Origin of the sequence: Nocardia gipuzkoensis (genome assembly GCF_021183645.1) — a bacterium.
GTDB classification, from domain to species: Bacteria; Actinomycetota; Actinomycetes; order Mycobacteriales; family Mycobacteriaceae; genus Nocardia; species Nocardia abscessus.
Map to the genome: position 1 here is coordinate 1736287 of NZ_CP089225.1, position 19575 is coordinate 1755861.

A 19575-nucleotide genomic window follows, 5' to 3' on the forward strand; every position below is an offset into this window, starting at 1 on the left:
CGTCAGCCCTCCTGTGTCTCTGCCGGCGCGTCGGCCACCGCGGTGGCGGCGCGCCCGGCCTCGGTGCTGGTCGCAGTGGTGCCGGTGGAACCGGACCGACGCGGACGGCTCGGCCGCTCCCGGCGCGGACGCTCGGGCGCGGCGGCAGCGGCGGCCAGCTCACGCTTGCCACCGACGATGTCGCCCTTGTAGATCCAGACCTTGACGCCGATGCGACCGAAGGTGGTCTTGGCCTCGTAGAGGCCGTAGTCGATGTCGGCGCGCAGCGTGTGCAGCGGCACCCGACCCTCGCGGTAGAACTCCGAGCGCGACATCTCGGCGCCACCGAGGCGGCCCGAGCACTGCACACGGATGCCCTTGACGTTCGGCGAACGCATGGCCGACTGGATGGCCTTGCGCATCGCGCGACGGAACGCCACACGGTTGGACAGCTGCTCGGCGACGGCCTGGGCCACCAGCTGGGCATCCGACTCGGGGTTCTTCACCTCGAGGATGTTCAGCTGGACCTGCTTGCCGGTGAGCTTCTCCAGCTCGGCGCGGATGCGGTCGGCCTCGGCGCCGCGGCGGCCGATCACGATGCCGGGACGCGCGGTGTGGATGTCCACCCGCACGCGGTCACGGGTGCGCTCGATCTCGACCTTGGAGATGCCCGCCCGCTCCATACCGGTGGCGAGCAGCTTGCGGATCGCGACGTCTTCCTTGACGTAGTCCGCGTACTGCTTGTCCGCGTACCAACGCGACTTCCAGTCGGTGGTGATACCGAGGCGGAAGCCATGGGGGTTGATTTTCTGTCCCATTTACTTTGCCCCTCCCTTCCGGCGGTTACGAGTGGATCCACCGGCGGTGGGGATGCTCTCGACCTCGATGGTGATGTGGCTGGTGCGCTTGCGGATGCGGAACGCACGGCCCTGGGCCCGCGGCTGGAACCGCTTCAGGGTCGCACCCTCGTCGACGTAGGCCGTCGAGATGACCAGCGTGGCCGGGTTCAGGCCGAGGTTGTTCTCGGCGTTGGCGGCGGCGCTGGCGACGACCTTGGCGACCGGCTCGCTCGCGGCCTGGGGCGCGAACTTGAGCAGGGCGAGGGCGTCCTCGACGCGCTTGCCGCGGACCAGGTCCACGACACGGCGTGCCTTCATCGGGGTCACGCGAACGTGCTTGGCGGTCGCGCGCGCAGTCGGGTTCTGAGTCTCAGTCGTCGTCATCGCCGCTTGCTCTTCCGGTCTTCCTTGACGTGGCTCTTGAACGTCCTGGTCGGCGCGAACTCACCGAGCTTGTGCCCGACCATGTTGTCCGAGATGAACACCGGCACGTGCTTGCGGCCGTCGTGCACCGAGAACGTGTGCCCGATGAAATCGGGGATGATGGTCGAACGACGCGACCAGGTCTTGATGACCTGCTTGGTGCCCTTCTCGTTCTGCACGTCCACCTTCTTCAGGAGGTGGTCATCGACGAACGGGCCTTTCTTGAGGCTGCGTGGCATTTCTTACCTCCTCCTTCAGCGCTTCTTGCCGGTCTTGCGACGGCGGACGATGAGCTTGTCGCTCGGACGGTTGGGCTTGCGGGTGCGGCCTTCCGGCTGACCCCACGGCGAGACCGGGTGGCGACCACCGGAGGTCTTGCCCTCACCACCACCATGCGGGTGGTCGACCGGGTTCATGACGACACCACGGACCGTGGGGCGGCGACCCTTCCAGCGCATGCGGCCGGCCTTACCCCAGTTGATGTTCGACTGCTCGGCGTTGCCGACCTCGCCGACGGTGGCGCGGCAGCGCACGTCGACGCGACGGATCTCACCGGAGGGCATACGCAGCGTGGCGTAGGGGCCTTCCTTACCCAGCAGCTGGATGCTCATCCCCGCCGAGCGGGCCAGCTTGGCGCCGCCGCCCGGACGCAGCTCCACCGCGTGGATGGTGGTACCGGTCGGGATGTTGCGCAGCGGCAGGTTGTTGCCCGGCTTGATGTCGGCCGTCGGGCCGGACTCGATGCGGGTGCCCTGCGTCACGCCCTTGGGGGCGATGATGTAGCGCTTCTCGCCGTCCACGAAGTGCAGCAGCGCGATGTTCGCGGTGCGGTTCGGGTCGTACTCGATGTGCGCGACCTTGGCCGGGATGCCGTCCTTGTCCAGGCGACGGAAGTCGATCAGACGGTAGGCGCGCTTGTGCCCGCCACCACGGTGCCGGGTGGTGATCCGGCCGTGGGCGTTGCGGCCGCCGGACTTGGTCAGCGGACGCAGCAGCGACTTCTCCGGTTCCGACCGGGTGATCTCGGCGAAGTCCGAGACGCTGGAGCCACGACGGCCCGGCGTAGTCGGCTTGTACTTACGGATTGCCATGAGTTCTTCTCTGCTTTCTGGATTCCCGGGCGCTTACGCGACCGGGCCTCCGAAGATCTCGATGGGCTTGCTGTCGGCCGAGATGGTCACGAGCGCGCGCTTGGTGTTCTTGCGCTTGCCGTAACCGAAGCGGGTCCGCTTGCGCTTGCCCTGACGGTTGGCGGTGTTGACGCTGGTCACCTTCACACCGAAGACCTTCTCCACGGCGATCTTGATCTGCGTCTTGTTCGAGTCCGGGTGCACCAGGAAGGTGTAGGTGCCCTCCTCGATCAGCCCGTAGGACTTCTCGGAGATGACCGGCGCCAGCAGAATGTCGCGGGGGTCGGCGATGGTGGTCACTTGCTCTCCTCCTGTGCAGCCTCGGCCGGGCCGTGCACGAACGTGTTGAGCGCCTCGACGCTGAACACCACGTCGTCGCTGTTGAGCACGTCGTAGGTGTTGAGCTGGTCCGGGGCGATCGGGTGCACGTTCTGCAGGTTCGCCACGCTCTTCCACGCGGCGACGTCCTCGCGGCCGACGACGACCAGGAACTTCTTGCGGTCCGACAGCTCGGCCAGGAAGCTCTTGGCGGTCTTGGTGGACGGGGCCTGGCCCGACACCAGTTCGGTGATCACGTGGATACGCTCGTTGCGCGCCCGATCGGACAGGGCGCCACGCAGGGCGGCGGCCTTCATCTTCTTGGGCAGGCGCTGGCTGTAGTCGCGCGGCTGCGGGCCGTGCACGGTGCCACCGCCGGTGAACTGCGGCGCGCGGGTCGAACCCTGGCGGGCGCGACCGGTGCCCTTCTGCCGGTACGGCTTCTTGCCACCACCGCGCACCTGGCCACGGGTCTTGGTCGCGTGGGTGCCCTGGCGGGCCGCGGCCTGCTGGGCCACGACGACCTGGTGCATCAGCGCGATGTTGGCGGTCACGTCGAAGATCTCGGCGGGGAGATCGACGGTGCCGTTGGTCTTGCCGCCGATCTCCTTGACCGGCAGCGTCAGATTTGCAGACTTCTTCTCAGTGTTCACAGCTGAGCTCGTCATGCGTGCGCACCACCCTTCACGGCGCTCTTGACGATCACGACGCCGCCCTTGCGACCCGGGATCGCTCCCTTGATCAGCAGCAGGCCGTTTTCGGCATCCACCTTGTGCACCGACAGGTTCTGCGTGGTGACCCGGTCGTTACCCATCCGGCCCGACATGCGCATGCCCTTGAACACGCGGCCGGGGGTGGCGCAGCCACCGATCGAACCCGGGCGGCGGTGCACGGCCTGCGCACCGTGCGAGGCACCCTGACCACGGAAGCCGTGGCGCTTCATGGTGCCCGCGAAGCCCTTGCCCTTGCTGGTGCCGGTGACGTCGACGTAGCTGCCCTCTTCGAACACGTCGGCGCTGATCTCCTGGCCGACCTCGAAGGTGGAGGCGTCCGCGACGCGGATCTCGACGACGTGGCGGCGCGGGGTGACGCCCGCCTTGGCGAACTGGCCGGAGACCGGCTTGTTCACCTTGCGCGGGTCGATGGCGCCGAAAGCGACCTGGACGGCGCTGTAGCCGTCGCGCTCCACGGTGCGGATCTGGGTGACGACGTTCGGCCCGGCCTTGATGACGGTCACGGGAACGACGCGGTTCTTGTCGTCGAAGACCTGGGTCATGCCGAGCTTGGTGCCCAGGATGCCGGCGGCCGGCCTGTTCTTGTTGTCAGTCATGTCTCGAGTCCCCGTCACTGAATGTTGACGTCGACGCTGGCCGGCAGGTCGATGCGCATCAGCGCGTCCACCGTCTTCGGCGTCGGGTCGAGGATGTCGATAAGGCGCTTGTGCGTACGCATCTCGAAGTGCTCGCGCGAGTCCTTGTACTTGTGCGGCGAACGGATGACGCAGTACACGTTCTTCTCGGTCGGCAACGGCACCGGGCCGACGACGCGTGCCCCGGTGCGGGTCACCGTCTCCACGATTTTGCGCGCCGATGCGTCGATCGCCTCGTGGTCATAGGCCTTGAGCCTGATGCGGATCTTTTGTCCCGCCACGCTAAGTGTCCTTTTCTCCGCTTTCCTTCGTGATCCGGAAGCCGGCTACACCAGCCCTCTGGACCACCCTCATTTGCACAGCCCGAACACACGAAGACGTCCCAGCCCGAGCGGTCCGGCCCGGAGGAGGCAACCTGCGTGATCACGCAGGGCCCCTATTGGGCTGGATCCGGCACAGTGGAGACCAATGACCGGGCACGCCCGATCCTCGCCGCTGTTCATCTGTCATGGTTCTCCGGTCCACGCGGTCGGGCGTGTCGCCCGTCCGCTCATTCCTCGGCCTCGGATCGCAAAGCATCTCAGGCCTGGAACGTGTCCCGGACGTACCCGCGCCGGAAACCCGGCGAGGTACACGATGGGGTACTGCTCACCTCGCCCGGCCAGTCGTTTCACAGGGAAACAGACGCGGCCCGGTGCAAGGCAACCCGAACAGTATGCACGACCCCGGTCGGTGACTTCAAATCCGTCCCCCTCCGGTCGCCGTTGCGCCCGATTCGGACAGCACTCAGCCGCCCGGCGCACTCCGAAGCCGCAGTCGGCCGCGAGAAACTTACTTTTGAGTAAGATATGCGCATGACGAAAGAGACCGCGACCTACCGCGGCTGGAAGAAGCTGCCGGACAACCGGCTGGGGCATGCCCTGTTCTCGCTCGGGATGGTGGCCCGGGTGCCCTACTTCGGCACCGTGCTGCCGAACGTGGTCCGGCTCGAACCGGGGTTGTGCGAGGTGACTTCGCCGAAGTGGTTCGGAATCCACAACCACCTGGGCACTTTTCACGCAATCGCGGCGTGCAATCTCGCCGAGGTCGCGATGGGCATGCTCAGCGAGGCGACGGTGCCCGGGACGCACCGGTGGATCCCGAAGGCGATGCACGTCCAGTACCTGGCCAAGGCCGAGACCGGTCTGCGGGCGGTGGCGAAGCTGCCGGAGGTCCCCGATTTCGCGAGCATCACCGAAGGGCGCGAATTGGTGGTGCCGGTCTCGATCTACGACAAGCACGGCCTCGAGGTGGTGCACGCCGACATCACCACGTGGGTCACGCCCAAATAGCCGCGGCCGAACCTCCGCGATCCGGGAGCCCGGTTTCGAGAGCGAAGGCCAGGATCTTCACGAGCGCTATGCCTTCACTCGGTAGCGACGACTCGACCCTGGTCGATATGCAAGGTTCGCTCCGCGCATCCAGCGAGCCCGTCCTTCGCGCAAGCCGAGACGACGATCGTCATGTTCTGCCTCGCCAGAGTTCGCAGCATTTCCGCGAGATAGCGACGGCCGTCGTCATCCAGGTCCGCCATCGGATTGTCCAGCACGAGCGCCGCCGGATCGGACACGAGCGCCCTGGCCAAGCCCAGCCACTTCTTCTCACTGCGGGAAAGGCGCAGAACGGGTTTGGCACAGAGTTCGCGCAAGCGCGACAGACGTACTGCTCGATCGACAAGGCGCGCGGCCGCGTCTCCGCTGTGACCGGCGATTTTCGCCGAATACGCCAAAGTCTCGGCGACGGTCCACGTCTCGTTGCCTTCGTGCATGTCGGGAACCCAGCCGACCTTGGCTCGGACCACCCACGGCTCGACACTCGGATCCGCGTCCTCCACGCGCAGCTGCCCTCGGTGCGGGCGCAACTGACCGGCTAGCATCAGCAGCAAAGTCGTCTTTCCCGCACCGTTCGGACCGACTACCGCGGTGACTCGGCCCGCAGGGGCTTGAAACGTCACATCATCGACAACGGCCACTCCCGCGAATTCGCGGCGCAGGCCGGTACAAGTAATGCCGAGACCCACCGAGCTACTCCGTTTTCGTCGTGAACAAACTTGTCCGGCCGCGGTGAGATCAGCAGGGCAACGCTCGCTGATCACCCGCGAGCGCCGAGAGAACGGCGGCGGTGGTGCGCGGGTCTTCCAGCATGCCGCTGTGGCCCGCGGCGTTGCCTGCGCAGCCGTCCTGCAGCCAGACATTGCGGTCGGCGGCGGTGGGCGCGGCGAGCAGGGCGGTGTCCTGCGGCGTGATCACCTGGTCGGCGCGGGAGGCGATGGCCGTGTACCGGAGGCCGGGCACGGTCTCGCCCCCCGCGTTCAGCCGGTTCAGCAACGGTGACCCGACCACCTGCTGCTGTCCCGGAGTCCCGAAGACCTGGGCCGCGATCTGGGCGTTGCCCAAGCCGAGCGAGGCCAGGTCCGGGTAGCCCGCGCGCAGCCCGTCCCAGGTCGTGCCGCGATACGGCGTGCCGAGCGTCACCACCTGCGAGACCGCGTCCGCGCCGCGGGCCCGCAGATACTGCCGGATCACGGTGCCGCCGGTGGAATGGCCGACCAGCGCCACCCGGCTCGCACCGGTCGTTTCCCGCACCGAGCGCACGACCTCGGCGAGTTCGCCCGCCATCCGATCGATGTCGGCCACCCCGTAGAGCTCGCGCCCCATCAGGGCGGCGCCGATCGGCCCGATGCCGGTCGAACTGGAACCGGTCTGCCCGCTCACCGCGTCGACGACGCCCGGCGCCGCACCCAGATTCGCGGCGAACACGCAATGCCCCTCGGCCCGTACGGCGGGCGCGAGCAACGGAAAGCTGCGGCCGACATCGGTACCCGAGCCGTGCACAAGGATGACCGGTTCCGGCCGCACCTGGGTGGGCCGGCAGGACCAATCGTTGGCGCCGTCCAGCGCCGGCGTCTGTGGGGCGGCGGCCACGCTCGGCGCGTGCAGCAGCGTCGCGCAGGCCGCGACCATCATGAGGGCGGCGACTCGCGCGGCCCGAAAGCGAAGAGGCATCTCGAAATCCCGGCCGATCAGATTCCCAAGGGAGCGGCGAGGGTCGGCCAGGAGTCCTTCAGCGCGTCCTCCCAATATCCCCAGGAATGGGTACCTTCCGGCCGGAAGTTGTATCGCGCGGGGATTCCGAGACTGTCCAACCGGTCTTTCATGTTGTGCGAGCAATAATTGGTGGCCGCCTCGATGACCCCGCCGACCACGAGTTGATTCGCGAAACCCCACGGCCCGTTCAGGGAGTATTTCCCGCCGTACTGGTCGTAGACGCCGGGTATGCCATTTCCGCTCGCGATGTAGATGGACTTTCCGCGCAGTCCCTCCGCATGCACATACGGGTCGTTGGCCTTCCATTGCGGATCGTCAGCGGGCCCCCACATATTGTCGAGCTCGGCCAGGCCCCACTCCTCGACGGTCAGCCGGACGAACTCCCGGCCGACCGGATCGCTGGTCTGTGCGCAGCCGCTATAGGCGGCGACGCTGGAGAACAAGTCACCGGTGGTCGCGGCCAGCGCGAGGGTCGTCGTCGCCGACATGGAGAAGCCCGCGACCCCATTTCGTCCGCTGGTGCCGAGATAGGCGTCGATCAGCGGCGGCAGTTCGCTGCTGAGGAAGGTCTTCCACTTCTGGCGACCGAGTCTGGGATCGTCCTTCTCCCAGTCCGCGTAGTAGCTGAACATCCCGCCGATCGGCGTGACCGCGTGGACGTTCTTGTCCGCGAGGAATTGCATCGCGTCGGTCTTGGTGGCCCAGGTGGAGCCGTCGATGCCACCGGCCGCGCCGAGCAGCATGTACAGCACCGGGCGCGGCACGCTCGTGTCCGCCGCGCGCTGCACTTCGACCGGAATATCGAGATCCATGGCGGCGGAATGCACCGTCAAGGTCAGGTTCCGCGCATCGTGCTCCCGCACGGAAACGATAGAAGACTCCGCGGGCGCCGCGTTCGCCTGCACCGACACGACCGCCGATGCCGCGGCGCCGATGACGGCCGCCGACAACACCAACCGGCGGAAGTGACTTCCTCTCATGACTCCCCTTATCCCGAATCCCGGAACGCCTCGCGTTCCGAGACCACGGTATGGTGCGCCGCAATCCATTTCACGACTGAACTTGCTGGGCCACTGATTCTGGGGGCACGCGCGGAAGCAGAATTCTCGCCGTCGTACCGCCGATTTATTCCGATATCGCGAGACCCGAATTCCTTGGGCTCGCGCGCTTCGGATAGTTGCGCTCGCATCGGCCCAGCGGATTGAATGCCCCTATGGGTGTCAGCGCGGGCCGGGAAGTCGATGTGTGCGTGGTGGGGCTCGGTCCCACCGGGCGGGCGCTGGCGCACCGCGCGATGCGCGCCGGGCTGTCGGTCACCGCCGTCGACCCGCGGCCCGAGCGACTGTGGCCGCCCACGTTCTCCTGCTGGGTGGACGAGTTGCCGGGGTGGCTGCCGTCCACGGCCATCGCGACCACCATCCCGGCGCCCACGGTCTGGACCGAGACCGAACACCGCATCGACCGCCCGTACTGCGTGCTGTCCAAGCCGGGTCTGCACGCGGCGCTCGCGCTCGACGACGCCACCGTGGTGCCGGGCCGCGCCACCCGGGTGGACGCGCACGAGGTGGAACTCGCCGACGGCACGGTGCACCGAGCCGCGGCGGTGTTCGACACCCGCGGGCTGCCTTCGCTCGGACGGCGCCGGGCGGCGAGCGCGCACGGGATCTTCGTCGACGCCGAGACCGCCGCGCCGATGGTCGTCGAGGGCGAGGGTCTATTGCTGGACTGGCGACCGGAGAACGGCGCAGGCCCGGACGAGCCACCGTCGTTCCTCTACGCCGTACCGCTGGGCGACGGCACGGTGATCTTCGAGGAGACCAGCCTCGGCCTGCGCGGCGGCATGCCGCAGCACGAATTGCGCAAACGCACGCTGCACCGCCTGGCCGCGCACGGCATCCGCCTCACCGGCGCCGAATCCAGCGAAGCGGCGCACTATCCGCTCGACCAGCCGCCACCGCGCCGCGGTACCGCGCGCGCCATTCCCTTCGGTTCCCGCGGCGGCATGATGCACCCGTGCACGGGGTACAGCGTCGCCGACTCATTGGCGCTGGTCGACACCGCGATCACCGCGCTGCGCCAGGGCCGCGACCCGATCGCCGCGCTGTGGCCGCCGCGTGCGCGACTGGTGTATTGGATGCGGATGCGCGGCCTGTACGGCCTCGGCAGGCTCACCACCGAACAGTCCATCGCCATGTTCGACGCGTTCTTCAGCGCCTCCCCGCGCGGCCAGCGCGCGCTGCTGTCCGCCCACGACGACTACACGGCACTCGGCGCCGTGCTGTTCGACACGGTTGCGAACACCTGGCCGTTCCGCTGGCGCTACGACCTGGTCGGCTGGACCAACCGGGATCGCTGGCTGGATTACGACTTCGCCCAACCGCGGGAATCGGCCGAACGCCGGGTGCGGTGAGCACGACCGGCGCACGGCGAGGGCCTGCGGCTAGGGCCCCGTCTCCGCGGCCCGCCGGTATCCCCTGACCGCCGGATAGGCGAACACGACGATCAACCCGAGCGTCCAGGCGACCGTCTTGATCAGCGGCTCGGCGACCGCGCCACCGTAGGACAACCCGCGCATCGCATCGATCGCGCAGCTCATCGGCTGGTTCGCCACCACGTCCTGCAACCAGACCGGGTAGGCGAAAACGGGCACGAAACCGGAGTTGAAGAACATCAGCAGCGTGTTGACGATGCCGATGATGTTCACCAGCATGACGCCCTCGGAGACGGTCGCCAGCGCGGTGACCAGAACGGCGAACGCGACCCCGAACAGGACCGGGATGCCGATGAACGCCACCGCAGCCGCAGGCCCCTGATCGAACCGGAAGCCGAGCAGCAGGCCGACCGCCACGACGAACAGTGTGGTCACCAGGACGCGGACCGCCTCAGCGAGCAGTCGTCCGGTGAATCCGGCCGCACGATGCACCGGCATCGTCCAGAACCGGCCGAGCAGCCCGGTCATCTTCTCGGTCTTGAAACCGAGCGCGCTCACCACCGCGCCGGACATCGCGGCGACCAGCGTCAACAGCGGAACGGTGCCGTACACGGCGGGCATGCCGGTGGCCCCGGTGACCGGCTTGTTCAGGACGATGTAGAACATCACCAAGGTCAGCGCGGGATAAACCAGCGTCTGGATGGTCGTCGCCGGATCGCGCGCCCAGACCAGCAGCAGCCTCTTGCACTGGATCAGGCTCTGCGTGACCCAGGTGACCAGCGAACCCTCCGGCTTCGCCCGGACGATCGGCAGCGGTTCGCTCGCGCGTACCTCGACCTCGTCGGCCCGCTGGCTGGTGCGCTCCACGGTCGATTCCACCGGACTCATGACCGCCTCACACTCGCCCAGATCGCCAACGGAACGAACGCCGCGGCGAGCCCGATCAACCACACCAACGGCACCCACAACACCTGCCAGGTCACGCCGTCGGCCGCCATGTCGCGCAGAGCGAAGGAGAACTGGGAGATCGGCTGATTGCGCACGAAGGGACGAATCCACTCCGGGAAATTGCGTTCCGGCACGAACCCGCAGGAGAGCATGCCGAAGATCAGCGTCGGCAGGGTCAGCGCCTGGCTCAGCGACTCCGGACTCTTGGTCAGGCTGCCCAGCGCGTCGGCGCCGATCGCCAGCACCGTGCCGACGCCGAGGGAGAACGTGCAGAACAGCACGGCCTGGCCGAGACCCGCGTCGAAGCGGAAGCCGATCATGTGCCCGAAGAGCACCGCCGCGGTGAGCGAGGTGACCGAGCGGACCAGTCCGGCGCAGATGCGCGCGGTGAACGGCACCAGCGTCCCGATCGGCATGGTCTGCAGGCGGGTGCTCAGTCCGGTCATCGCCTCGAACGCGGCCAGTTGTGCGTTCGACATCATCGTGAACGCCATGGTCTGCAACACGATGATCGGCATGACGTACTGGGCGTAGTCGACGCCCTGGAACTTCATCACGTAGCGCAGCGGCAGGTAGAAGCCGACGGTGAACACCAGCGGCGTGACCATCGCCACGATCAGCTCGCCCTTGGTGGCCATGGTCCAGATGATCCGGCCGGTCAGCGCGCGCCACTGCGCGAACGACGACAGCCGCGCCGCGGGAAGCTCGGCGAACAAGCTCACCTCGGCCTCGGCGTGTTCCGGGGCGGTCGCAGCGGTCACGCGCGCCCGCCCGAATGGCCGGTGATGGACAGGAACACGTCATCGAGCGAGGGGCGGCGCAGCGCGATGTCGGCCAGGTCGACGCCCGCGCTGTCGAGTCTGCGCAGCGCCTCGGTCAGCGTGGCGGCGCCCTCCGGCGCCGGGATGGACAGCCGGTCGCCGCCGTCGAGGTCGGCCATCACCGCGGGCGGCACCAGGTCGCCGAGCGCGTACGCGGCGGTGCGCAGCTTCTTCGGATCCAAGGGGACCACTTCGCAGTAGCTGCCGCCGGTCTTCTCCTTGAGTTCGTCGGCGGTGCCCTCGGCGATCACCGTGCCCTTGTCGATGACGATGATGTTGTCGCTGAGCACATCGGCTTCCTCCAGGTACTGCGTGGTCAGCAGCACCGTGATGCCTTGCGTCTTCAGCGCGGTGACCAGATCCCACACACCCTGGCGGCTGCGCGGGTCCAGGCCGGTGGTCGGCTCGTCCAGGAACACCACTTCGGGACGCACCACCAGGCCGCAGGCGATATCGACGCGGCGGCGCATGCCGCCGGAGTAGTGGCGCACGGCGCGGCGGCCCGCGCTCACCAGGTCGAATTCCTCCAGCAGGGTGTCGGCGCGCTTGCGGGCGACGGACTTGCCCAAGCCCATCAGCCTGCCGAACAACTCCAGGTTCTCCCGGCCGGAGAGGTTCTCGTCCAGCGCCGCGTACTGACCGGTCATCATGATCGATCGCCGCACGCCCGCCGGGTCCTTCAGCACGTCGTGCCCGGCGACGACGGCGGTGCCGGAGTCGGGGCGCAGCAGGGTGGACAGCACCTTCACCATGGTCGTCTTGCCCGCACCGTTGGGCCCCAGGATGCCGAGGACGGAAGCACGTTCGGCGACGAAGCTGACGCCCTGCAGCGCATGCACGTCGCCGAACGACTTGCGGACGTCCGCTACCCGGACCGCTGGCTCACCCGCATGCGAATCTGCTTGGTTGGAACTCGGCATCAACTCTCCACTATCGGCCGGTACGGCGACGACCACGTCGCCCGAGCGCACGCGCACGCCCAGATTGGTGATCCGTCGCGCTCGGCGTGATGTTACCGGCCGATGGTCTGGCCTTTCGCCGCGCGCGGGGACACATCCGGGGCACCGCCGGACGAAGTCTTGCCCCGACCCGCGCCGGGCCGAGCGAAGGCTCGCCGGCCGCCCAGTTCGGCGTGCGCCAATTGTGTCCTTACTCACATTTCTCGCCGCCCGTCCGTCACGCAAGGGATCGACGCTGGTGAGCGCGATCCGGTGCGGCCGGGAGCCGGCGGCCGAGCCTTGTCGGGCCGCCGCGCCAGACCATAGTCTGCTTCGCGGGGGACCACACTCACTCGTCCGCGGCTGTGCCCCGCTGAGCGGTCCGCACGCCGGTTTCGACACTGCGAGAGGTGATCATGGCCGAGTCCGCGCAGCCACGGTTGGCGGCGCGTCCGGGAGGAACGGGCCGAACGAACGTGCTGACGTCTTATGATCCGCGCACCGGTGAGGTCGTGGGCAATTACGCCGTGATGAGCGCCGGCGAACTGAATCGCGCGGTGCGCGCGGCCCGCTCCGCCGAAAAATGGTGGGCGGAGCTGGGATTCAGCAGCCGCAGACGGTGGCTGCTGGACTGGAAACGCGAGATCGTCCGCCGCTCGGGCGAATTGGTCACCCTGCTGTGCGAGGAGACCGGGAAGCCGGAAGCCGACGCCGCGATCGAGGTGCTGCTCGCGGTGGAGAACCTGGACTGGGCCGCGCGCAACGCGGGCCGCGCGCTGGACCGGCGGCGCATCGGTTCCAGCTGGCTCACCCGCAACCAGCGAGCCACCGTCGGTTATCTGCCGCTGGGCGTCGTCGGCGTGCTCGGCCCGTGGAACAACCCGGTGTTCACGCCGATGGGTTCGATCGCCTACGCGATGGCGGCGGGCAACGCCGTGGTGTTCAAGCCGCACGAGCTGACCACCGGCGTGGGCGTGTGGCTGGCCGACAGCTGGTCCCGGCTCGCACCGAACCAGCCGGTGCTGCAAGTGGTCACGGGAGACAAGGCCACCGGCAACGCGCTGTGCCGGGCGAAGGTCGACAAGATCGCCTACGCCGGTTCGGAGGCGGGCGCGCGCGAGGTGATCTCGGTGTGCGCGCAGACCATGACACCGGTCGTCGTGGAGCGCAGCGGCAAGGGCAGCATGGTCGTGCACGTCGACGCGAAGCTGGACGACGCCGCCGAGGCCGCCGTCTTCGGGGCGATGGCCAACGCCGGGCAGAACGCCACCGGCATCCAGCGGGCCTACGTCGCCCAATCGGTCTACGACCGGTTCCTGGACCTGGTCGTCGACCAGGCGCGCAAACTGCGGCCCGGCGCGGATCGGAAGGCGTCCTACGGCCCGATGATCATGGAGTCGCAGGTCGAGGTGGTGCGCAAGCAGGTGCGCGACGCGGTGGCCCGCGGCGGCCGCGCGGTGGTCGGCGGTCTGGAGTCGATCCGCGAGCCCTACATCGAGCCGATCGTGCTGGCCGAGGTGCCGGAGGAGAGCATCGCGATCACCGGTGAGGGCATCGGCCCGGTGCTCATCGTCAACAAGGTGGCGAGCATGGACGAGGCCGCCGAGCGGATCAACGCGGTCGGCACCGACGTCGCGGTGTCGGTGTTCACCAGGGATGTGCACGAGATCGAGGCGTTCGCCGAACAATTGCGCGCCGGGGTGGTCACCATCAATTCCTCGACCGCCTACGCGGGCATTCCCGCGTTGCCCTTCGGCGGCGTGGGCGAATACGGCCAAGGCCACAGCCACGGCGACCAGGGGCTGCGCGAGTTCAGCAGGACCCTGGCCATCACGCGCAAGCGGTACCGGGCGCCGGTGAACCTGTCCACGTTCGATCGGCACCCGCGTCATCTTCGGTTGGCCCGGACGATATTCCGGATCCGGCACGGCCGCCGCCCCTGAGCGGCGGATACCGCTCAGCCGAGCAGCACCGCGTCCATGAGCGCGGTGACCCGTGCCAATTGCGCGGGCCGGGAATCGAATCGGATCAACCGGCCCACATCGATCACCTGGCTGATGGCGGCGTGCACCCGGAAACGCGCCTCCACCGGATCACCGTCCAGCAGGTTCGCCCACTCCAGTACGTTCTGCCGCTGGATGGCGCGCAGCTTGTGCTGCTCGGCCTGCGGCAGATTGGTGAACTCCGCGTAGTAGACCGGCATGATCTCCGGCATGGCGAAACTCAGTTTGGCGTAGCGGTCGGCCAGTCGTCGCGCGGCTTCCTCGCGGCTGGCCGCCTCGGCGAGCGCCTCGGTGATCGCGATGGCCAGCCGGTCGCCTGTGCGGTAGAAGGCCGCGGCGAGCAGGTCGGCTTTGCTCGCGAAGTACCGGTACACACTCGAGGCGTTGATGCCGACCGCGGCGCCCACCTCCTCGATGCTCGCCTCGTGATAGCCCTGCCTGCCGAAGATCCGGATGGCCTCGGTGAGCAACTGTTCACGCTTCGAGGTCACCGGGATGCCGCGCACGGGCGGCCCGGGATCCGGTTCGGCCGGCGCGGGCGGCAGCTCGGTACGCAGAACCGACCAGGCCATCTCGTGCAGCAGCGGCAGCAGCCGCGCGCTCGACAGTGCGGTGCGGTGCGCGGCGATGCTCGCGATCGCGCTGAGCACGCCCGCCGCCAGCATCGCCGTGTCCGCGGACGGCGCGTCGGGTCGAAGCAGCGCGATCGGCCCCATCAGGGTGCTGTTCAGGTCGTCGTAGATCTTCCGGATCCGAACCCGGTCGTCGCGCTCGAGATAGCGCCGCTCCCACCGGTAGAGCCCGGCCTCACGGCGGATCTCGACAGTGTGCTCGCTGATCGCGCGGATCAGCGCGTCCAGGCGCTGCCGCGGATCCAGCCGGGTGTCATCGGCGGCCTCGGCGACGGTCAGCAGGTGCCGCGCGCCCTCCTCGGCGGCCGCGACCAGCAGCGCGTACTTGTTGGTGAAGTGCCGGTACAGAGCCGGACCGGAGATGCCCACCTCGGCGGCGATCTCGTCCACGCCGACCGGGTAGTACCCGCGTTCGCTGAACGCTCGCGCGGCCGCCCGGATGATCTGGACCTTCCGGTCCTTCGGACGGCGTCGCACCGACGACGCGCCCTCCGCGCCCGCCCTCCTGCCCGGGTCGGGCCGCGCGGGAGCGAGGCCGACCTCGCTGCGATCCGCGACCATGCACCTCTCCGTTCTCCGGCGGCGCTGGTTGACAGCGCCCGACAATGGAACCTAAGTTAACCACAATTCGCAAAGTTAACCACTATTCACGGCTTGGCGTCCGCCGAATTGCAGCTTAGGAGCGAACATGAGCAACAACGATTCCGCGGTTCCGACCGCCGAGCCCACCGCCACGAGGTTCACGGCGGTTCAGGACGGCAAAGTACTCCGGATCACGATCACCAACCCTAAGCGGAAGAACGCCATCGACTACGACACCATGGTCGCGCTCGGGGACACCTTCCGCTCGGCGGCCGAGGACCGCGCCGTGCGGGCGATCGTGCTGACCGGCGAGGGCGGCGATTTCTGCACCGGCGCCGATCTGTCGGCCAGCGCCGACGAGGCACGCCGCGGCATCACCTCGGACATGGTGATGGACGCGGCGAACCGGCTGGTACGCGCCATCGTCGACGCGCCGGTCCCGGTGATCGTGCGCATCCGGGGCGCCGCGGCGGGCGTCGGCGTCGGCATCGCGCTGGCCGCCGACCTGGTCTACGCGAGCGAGGACTCCTATCTGCTGCTGGCCTTCATCAACATCGGCCTGATGCCCGACGGCGGCGCGGCCGCGCTGGTCGCCGCGGCGGCGGGCCGCCCGCTGGCGGCGCGGATGGCGCTGCTCGGCGAGCGGCTGCCCGCACGCGAAGCCGCGGCCGCCGGCCTGTTCACCGCGGTCGTGCCCGATGACGAACTCGACGCCGCGGTGGAGGCCGGGGTCACGAAGATCGCCGCCGGACCGCGCCGTGCGCTGGAGCTCACCAAGCAGGCGCTGAACCAGGCCACCCTGATCTCCCTCGACGCGGCCCTGGCCGCCGAGAAAGCAGGCCAGACCGAGCTGTTGCGCTCCCCCGATTTCGTCGAGGGCGCCACCGCGATGCTCACCAAGCGCAAGCCGGTCTTCGCCGACTGATCAGCCCGCCGGAACAGGCCGACCGGCAGGCGACTATGTTCATCGGCTATGACTTACCTGGTTACCGGGGCAACTGGGTTCATCGGTCGATTCCTCATCCCTGAGCTCCTGAAACGCGAGGGTGACATCCATGTACTGGTACGGCCGGGTGACGCCTCGGCCGACCGGTTCGCCTGCTGTGCGCAGGAATGGGCGGGCGGCGACCGCGTCCGTCCGGTACGCGGCGATCTCGGCGCCCCGGGGCTGGGCATAGACCCGACCTGGCTGGCCCAGCATCGCGGCGCCATCCGGCACGTCTTCCACTTGGCCGCGAGCTACGACCTGGCCGAGCGCGGCGGCGGGACCAGGCACCTGGTGGACGTCGCCGAGGAGCTGAGCGTCGATCAGCTGCACCATGTCTCGACCGTGGAGGTGGCCGGGTCCACCGAGGGCCTGTTCACCGAGGACATGTTCGATCACGGCCAGGAACTGGCCACTCCACTGCAACGGGCCGAATTCGAGGCCGAGCGGATCGTGCGGGAGTCGTCGCTGCGCTGGCGGATCTACCGGCCCTCGATCGTGATCGGGCATTCCAGGACCGGCGAGATCGATCGGATCGACGGACCGTACTACTTCTTCCGTCTGCTGCGCATGGGCGCGCAGCTACCGAGGCTGCTGCCGGTGCTGGTCCCCAAACTGGGCGAGACCAACATGGTCCCGGTCGATTTCGTCGCTCGCGCCCTCGACCACATCGCCCACCGCCCCGGTTCCGACAAGACCACCTATCACCTGGTTGATCCGCGCAGACAGAGCGCGGTCGACGCGCTGAACCTGTTCGCCGACGAGGCGGGCGCGCCGCACCTGGTGGAGGTGATGCCCAAGCGCACCCTGGACATGATGCTGCGCGTCCCCGGCGCCAATTGGCTGCTGCCCCGGGTCGGCGTGCCGCTGGATGTCCTGGAGCACAGCGAATTCGCCTGCTGGTTCGATTGCAGGCACACCAGCGCGGCGCTGGCGGGCACCGACATCAAGGTTCCGCCGTTGGACGCCTACGCGCCGCGGATCTGGAAGTACTGGATCGAGAACTGGGTCTGATCGGCGCCGCACCGGGCGGGGCCGCTAGCGCCCGGTGACGGTGAGATAGATCAAGGCGACATCGAGGACGGAGATGATCGCGGCGACCGACCAGGCCAGCACGGTGGTGCGCGATCACTCGTGAAGCGCACCAGGGGAATCAGCGCGAAGGGGATGCCGAACGACAGCACCACCTGCGAGATGATCAGCGCGCGAGTGGGATCGAGCCCCGCGGCCAAGACCACGATGGCCGGGATCAAGTTGATCAGCCTGCGCGTCAGCAGGGGAATCCGCTTGTGCAGCAGCCCCTGCATGATCATCGCGCCCGCGTAGGCGCCGACCGACGTCGAGGCCAGACCGGAAGCGAGCAGACCGATCGCGATCAGCAGGGCGGCGGCCGGGCCGAGGACCTCGCCGATCGCGGCGTGCGCGTCCTCGATGGTCTCGACGTCACGGCCGCGCAGGGTGCCTGCCTGCCAGCAGCAGCATGGCCAGGTTCACCGTGCCCGCCAGCACCATGGCCAGCCCGAGGTCGACCTTGGTGACCCGCAGCAGCCGGGTGCGCAGCGACCCGGGGGCCGGATGCCCGTGCCGGTCGCGGGCCAGGCCGGAGTGCACGTAGACCGCGTGCGGCATCACCGTCGCGCCGATCATCGCCGCGGCGAGCAGGACGTTCTCGGTGCCCTGGAACCCCGGCACGAGACCGCCCACGGTGCTCGCGACCGAAGGCGGCGCGATCACCACGCTCGCCAGGAACCCGATCGCGATGATCGCGAGCATTCCGGTGATCACCCGTTCGAACGGTTGCTCTCCGCGGCGGTCCTGCACCGTGCCCGCAAAAACCGACCGCCTGGTCGCTCGCGGCAACCAGGCGGTCGGTGGAGTTCAGCCGGACATTCCGGCTTCGTTCGGCAGTGCGGCTGTGATCAGATGCCGAGACCCCTCGCGAGCACCGGCCACGACAGCTGGAACTCGTCGCGCCAGTAGCCCCAGGAGTGGGTGCCGGTGTTACGGAAGTTGTAGGTGGCGGGGATGCCCAGCTGGTCCAGCTTGTTCTTCAGGTTGTTCGTGCAGTAGTTGGTGCCCGCTTCGATCACACCGCCGATGATGATCTGGTTGGCCAGGCCGTATGCGCCGGGAAGGGCGTACTGGCCGTTGAGCGTGTCGTACTGACCGGGCAGGCCGTTGCCGGTGGAGATGTAGAGGTCGAGCCCGCGCAGCCCCTCGGCGTTCACGTACGGGTCGTTGGCCACCCACTCCGGCGACCCTTCCGGACCCCACATGTTCTCGGTGTTGCCACCGCCCCAGGTCTCGACGGTCAGCTTGACGAATTCGGCGCCGACCGGGTCACTGGTCTGCGCGCAGCCGCTGTAGGCCGCGGCGGCCTTGTACAGGCCGGGCTTGGAGATCGGCAGCGCCAGCACCGTGGTGCCCGAGGTGGACAGGCCCGCGATGGCGTTCACGCCGTTGGTGCCCAGCGCGCCGTCGATCAGCGGGGGCAACTCCTCGGTGAAGAAGGTCTTCCACTTGTTGCGGCCGAGTACCGGGTCGTCCTTGATCCAGTCGGTGTAGTAGCTCCACTTGCCGCCGATCGGCTGGATCACGTTGACGTTCTTGTCCGACAAGAACTGCAGCGCGTCGGTCTTCGCCTGCCACGAGGCTTCGTCCTCGCCGCCGCCGGCGCCGTTGAGCAGGTACAGCGTGGGACGCGGAACGGATGCGTCGGCCGGGCGCTGGACGTCGATGATGACCTTCTCGTCCATCGCCGCCGAGTACACGTACAGGCGGATGCTGCGCGCGTCCTTGTATTCGGCTTTGGTGATACGCGAACCGTCCGGGGCGACCGGGTCGGCCAGCAGGCTCTTGGAATCGATGATCGGGTCAGCTGTCGCGCTGGACGCGCCGAGACCGGTCATCATTCCCGCGAGCACTGCGGTTGCCGCGATCGCGGCCGCGGCCCGCAGGCCACCGCGCCGGGTCTGTCGACGTATCAATTTCGCACCTTCGCTTCGTCTCGAGATTCGCTCTGCATACCCCACGCGCCGGGTGGATGCCAGGACATCCCGCCCGACCATACGGCCTATGTAGTCGTCACAAA

The 19575-nt window shown here is 68.3% G+C and carries 21 protein-coding genes and 1 pseudogene; 5 read left to right on the forward strand and 17 right to left on the reverse strand.

Annotated features, from left to right (window positions below; all coding sequences use genetic code 11):
- Window positions 1–2: 2 nt before the first annotated feature.
- From rpsC to rpsJ, 8 genes are read right to left on the reverse strand one after another with little or no spacing between them, the layout of a single operon-like run.
- Entirely contained in the window at window positions 3–797 is a 795-nt protein-coding gene (gene rpsC / locus LTT66_RS07915; RefSeq protein WP_043687258.1) for a 30S ribosomal protein S3, read from the reverse strand.
- Complete coding sequence (gene rplV / locus LTT66_RS07920) at window positions 798–1202, reverse strand: 50S ribosomal protein L22 (RefSeq protein WP_043687255.1); 405 nt, start codon at window positions 1200–1202, stop codon at window positions 798–800.
- Window positions 1199–1480: a 30S ribosomal protein S19 gene (gene rpsS, locus LTT66_RS07925; RefSeq protein WP_043687250.1), complete on the reverse strand. Its 282-nt coding sequence runs from the start codon at window positions 1478–1480 to the stop codon at window positions 1199–1201. The genes rplV and rpsS overlap by 4 nt, the downstream gene beginning before the upstream one ends.
- A gap of 15 nt (window positions 1481–1495) precedes the next feature.
- Window positions 1496–2332, reverse strand: coding sequence for a 50S ribosomal protein L2 (rplB, locus tag LTT66_RS07930; RefSeq protein WP_181724135.1), 837 nt, complete (start codon window positions 2330–2332; stop codon window positions 1496–1498).
- Between the two features lie 33 nt (window positions 2333–2365).
- The gene (rplW, locus tag LTT66_RS07935) at window positions 2366–2671 is read right to left on the reverse strand and encodes a 50S ribosomal protein L23 (protein WP_011207266.1); all 306 of its coding nucleotides are present in this window, start codon (window positions 2669–2671) and stop codon (window positions 2366–2368) included.
- Complete coding sequence (rplD, locus tag LTT66_RS07940) at window positions 2668–3357, reverse strand: 50S ribosomal protein L4 (protein WP_181724134.1); 690 nt, start codon at window positions 3355–3357, stop codon at window positions 2668–2670. Before rplD ends, rplW begins: the two co-directional genes overlap by 4 nt.
- Window positions 3354–4019 carry a 50S ribosomal protein L3 gene (rplC, locus tag LTT66_RS07945; RefSeq protein WP_043687243.1) on the reverse strand — a complete coding sequence of 222 codons (666 nt, stop codon included), beginning with the start codon at window positions 4017–4019 and terminating at the stop codon, window positions 3354–3356. Before rplC ends, rplD begins: the two co-directional genes overlap by 4 nt.
- A 14-nt stretch (window positions 4020–4033) precedes the next feature.
- Entirely contained in the window at window positions 4034–4339 is a 306-nt protein-coding gene (rpsJ, locus tag LTT66_RS07950; RefSeq protein WP_003938093.1) for a 30S ribosomal protein S10, read from the reverse strand.
- A gap of 573 nt (window positions 4340–4912) precedes the next feature.
- Here rpsJ and LTT66_RS07955 point away from each other — a divergent pair.
- Complete coding sequence (locus LTT66_RS07955) at window positions 4913–5389, forward strand: hotdog fold domain-containing protein (RefSeq protein ID WP_233065580.1); 477 nt, start codon at window positions 4913–4915, stop codon at window positions 5387–5389.
- Between the two features lie 74 nt (window positions 5390–5463).
- Here LTT66_RS07955 and LTT66_RS07960 read toward each other — a convergent pair whose 3' ends face one another.
- The 3 genes from LTT66_RS07960 to LTT66_RS07970 are packed head-to-tail and all read right to left on the reverse strand — an operon-like array spanning window position 5464 to window position 8124.
- Window positions 5464–6117 carry an ATP-binding cassette domain-containing protein gene (locus tag LTT66_RS07960; RefSeq protein ID WP_233065582.1) on the reverse strand — a complete coding sequence of 218 codons (654 nt, stop codon included), beginning with the start codon at window positions 6115–6117 and terminating at the stop codon, window positions 5464–5466.
- Window positions 6118–6166: 49 nt separating this feature from the next.
- Window positions 6167–7102 carry an esterase/lipase family protein gene (locus LTT66_RS07965; RefSeq protein ID WP_233065584.1) on the reverse strand — a complete coding sequence of 312 codons (936 nt, stop codon included), beginning with the start codon at window positions 7100–7102 and terminating at the stop codon, window positions 6167–6169.
- Between the two features lie 17 nt (window positions 7103–7119).
- Window positions 7120–8124, reverse strand: a complete 1005-nt coding sequence (locus LTT66_RS07970; protein ID WP_195067162.1) for an alpha/beta hydrolase — start codon at window positions 8122–8124, stop codon at window positions 7120–7122.
- Window positions 8125–8357: 233 nt separating this feature from the next.
- Between LTT66_RS07970 and LTT66_RS07975 the strand changes: the two genes are divergently transcribed.
- The gene (locus LTT66_RS07975) at window positions 8358–9554 is read left to right on the forward strand and encodes a lycopene cyclase family protein (protein WP_233065586.1); all 1197 of its coding nucleotides are present in this window, start codon (window positions 8358–8360) and stop codon (window positions 9552–9554) included.
- A 30-nt stretch (window positions 9555–9584) separates the two neighbouring features.
- Here LTT66_RS07975 and LTT66_RS07980 read toward each other — a convergent pair whose 3' ends face one another.
- From LTT66_RS07980 to LTT66_RS07990, 3 genes are read right to left on the reverse strand one after another with little or no spacing between them, the layout of a single operon-like run.
- The gene (locus tag LTT66_RS07980; RefSeq protein WP_195098964.1) at window positions 9585–10463 is read right to left on the reverse strand and encodes an ABC transporter permease; all 879 of its coding nucleotides are present in this window, start codon (window positions 10461–10463) and stop codon (window positions 9585–9587) included.
- On the reverse strand, window positions 10460–11284 hold the full coding sequence (locus LTT66_RS07985; protein ID WP_195154513.1) for an ABC transporter permease: 825 nt from the start codon (window positions 11282–11284) through the stop codon (window positions 10460–10462). The genes LTT66_RS07980 and LTT66_RS07985 overlap by 4 nt, the downstream gene beginning before the upstream one ends.
- A complete protein-coding gene (locus LTT66_RS07990; protein WP_195154512.1) occupies window positions 11281–12264 on the reverse strand; it encodes an ATP-binding cassette domain-containing protein in 984 nt (327 codons plus the stop codon). Before LTT66_RS07990 ends, LTT66_RS07985 begins: the two co-directional genes overlap by 4 nt.
- 434 nt (window positions 12265–12698) lie before the next feature.
- Between LTT66_RS07990 and LTT66_RS07995 the strand changes: the two genes are divergently transcribed.
- A complete protein-coding gene (locus LTT66_RS07995) occupies window positions 12699–14225 on the forward strand; it encodes an aldehyde dehydrogenase family protein (RefSeq protein WP_233069060.1) in 1527 nt (508 codons plus the stop codon).
- A gap of 14 nt (window positions 14226–14239) precedes the next feature.
- Here the strand turns inward: LTT66_RS07995 and LTT66_RS08000 are convergent, their stop codons facing one another.
- The gene (locus LTT66_RS08000) at window positions 14240–15478 is read right to left on the reverse strand and encodes a TetR/AcrR family transcriptional regulator (protein WP_233065588.1); all 1239 of its coding nucleotides are present in this window, start codon (window positions 15476–15478) and stop codon (window positions 14240–14242) included.
- A 127-nt stretch (window positions 15479–15605) separates the two neighbouring features.
- On the opposite strand from LTT66_RS08000, the gene LTT66_RS08005 reads away from it, so the two are divergent.
- Both LTT66_RS08005 and LTT66_RS08010 read left to right on the forward strand, forming a co-directional pair.
- Window positions 15606–16424: an enoyl-CoA hydratase gene (locus tag LTT66_RS08005; RefSeq protein ID WP_233065590.1), complete on the forward strand. Its 819-nt coding sequence runs from the start codon at window positions 15606–15608 to the stop codon at window positions 16422–16424.
- A 48-nt stretch (window positions 16425–16472) separates the two neighbouring features.
- Window positions 16473–17498, forward strand: coding sequence for an SDR family oxidoreductase (locus tag LTT66_RS08010; protein WP_233065592.1), 1026 nt, complete (start codon window positions 16473–16475; stop codon window positions 17496–17498).
- A gap of 24 nt (window positions 17499–17522) precedes the next feature.
- Here the strand turns inward: LTT66_RS08010 and LTT66_RS08015 are convergent.
- Both LTT66_RS08015 and LTT66_RS08020 read right to left on the reverse strand, forming a co-directional pair.
- A pseudogene (locus tag LTT66_RS08015) lies at window positions 17523–18305 on the reverse strand (Nramp family divalent metal transporter); the annotation flags it as partial.
- A 98-nt stretch (window positions 18306–18403) separates the two neighbouring features.
- Entirely contained in the window at window positions 18404–19393 is a 990-nt protein-coding gene (locus LTT66_RS08020) for an alpha/beta hydrolase (protein ID WP_233069061.1), read from the reverse strand.
- Window positions 19394–19575 lie beyond the last annotated feature (182 nt).

What these genes read in the sequence shown, in the direction of transcription:
- LTT66_RS07995 (WP_233069060.1), top strand. Translation starts at nt 12,699, where the DNA reads ATGGCCGAGTCCGCGCAGCCACGGTTGGCGGCGCGTCCGGGAGGAACG.
- rplB (WP_181724135.1), bottom strand. Translation starts at nt 2,332, where the DNA reads ATGGCAATCCGTAAGTACAAGCCGACTACGCCGGGCCGTCGTGGCTCC.
- LTT66_RS07965 (WP_233065584.1), bottom strand. Translation starts at nt 7,102, where the DNA reads ATGCCTCTTCGCTTTCGGGCCGCGCGAGTCGCCGCCCTCATGATGGTC.
- LTT66_RS08010 (WP_233065592.1), top strand. Translation starts at nt 16,473, where the DNA reads ATGACTTACCTGGTTACCGGGGCAACTGGGTTCATCGGTCGATTCCTC.
- LTT66_RS07980 (WP_195098964.1), bottom strand. Translation starts at nt 10,463, where the DNA reads ATGAGTCCGGTGGAATCGACCGTGGAGCGCACCAGCCAGCGGGCCGAC.
- LTT66_RS08020 (WP_233069061.1), bottom strand. Translation starts at nt 19,393, where the DNA reads ATGACCGGTCTCGGCGCGTCCAGCGCGACAGCTGACCCGATCATCGAT.
- rpsC (WP_043687258.1), bottom strand. Translation starts at nt 797, where the DNA reads ATGGGACAGAAAATCAACCCCCATGGCTTCCGCCTCGGTATCACCACC.
- rplD (WP_181724134.1), bottom strand. Translation starts at nt 3,357, where the DNA reads ATGACGAGCTCAGCTGTGAACACTGAGAAGAAGTCTGCAAATCTGACG.
- LTT66_RS07970 (WP_195067162.1), bottom strand. Translation starts at nt 8,124, where the DNA reads ATGAGAGGAAGTCACTTCCGCCGGTTGGTGTTGTCGGCGGCCGTCATC.
- LTT66_RS08005 (WP_233065590.1), top strand. Translation starts at nt 15,606, where the DNA reads ATGAGCAACAACGATTCCGCGGTTCCGACCGCCGAGCCCACCGCCACG.
- rplC (WP_043687243.1), bottom strand. Translation starts at nt 4,019, where the DNA reads ATGACTGACAACAAGAACAGGCCGGCCGCCGGCATCCTGGGCACCAAG.
- LTT66_RS08000 (WP_233065588.1), bottom strand. Translation starts at nt 15,478, where the DNA reads ATGGTCGCGGATCGCAGCGAGGTCGGCCTCGCTCCCGCGCGGCCCGAC.
- LTT66_RS07990 (WP_195154512.1), bottom strand. Translation starts at nt 12,264, where the DNA reads ATGCCGAGTTCCAACCAAGCAGATTCGCATGCGGGTGAGCCAGCGGTC.
- LTT66_RS07955 (WP_233065580.1), top strand. Translation starts at nt 4,913, where the DNA reads ATGACGAAAGAGACCGCGACCTACCGCGGCTGGAAGAAGCTGCCGGAC.
- rpsS (WP_043687250.1), bottom strand. Translation starts at nt 1,480, where the DNA reads ATGCCACGCAGCCTCAAGAAAGGCCCGTTCGTCGATGACCACCTCCTG.
- LTT66_RS07975 (WP_233065586.1), top strand. Translation starts at nt 8,358, where the DNA reads ATGGGTGTCAGCGCGGGCCGGGAAGTCGATGTGTGCGTGGTGGGGCTC.
- rplV (WP_043687255.1), bottom strand. Translation starts at nt 1,202, where the DNA reads ATGACGACGACTGAGACTCAGAACCCGACTGCGCGCGCGACCGCCAAG.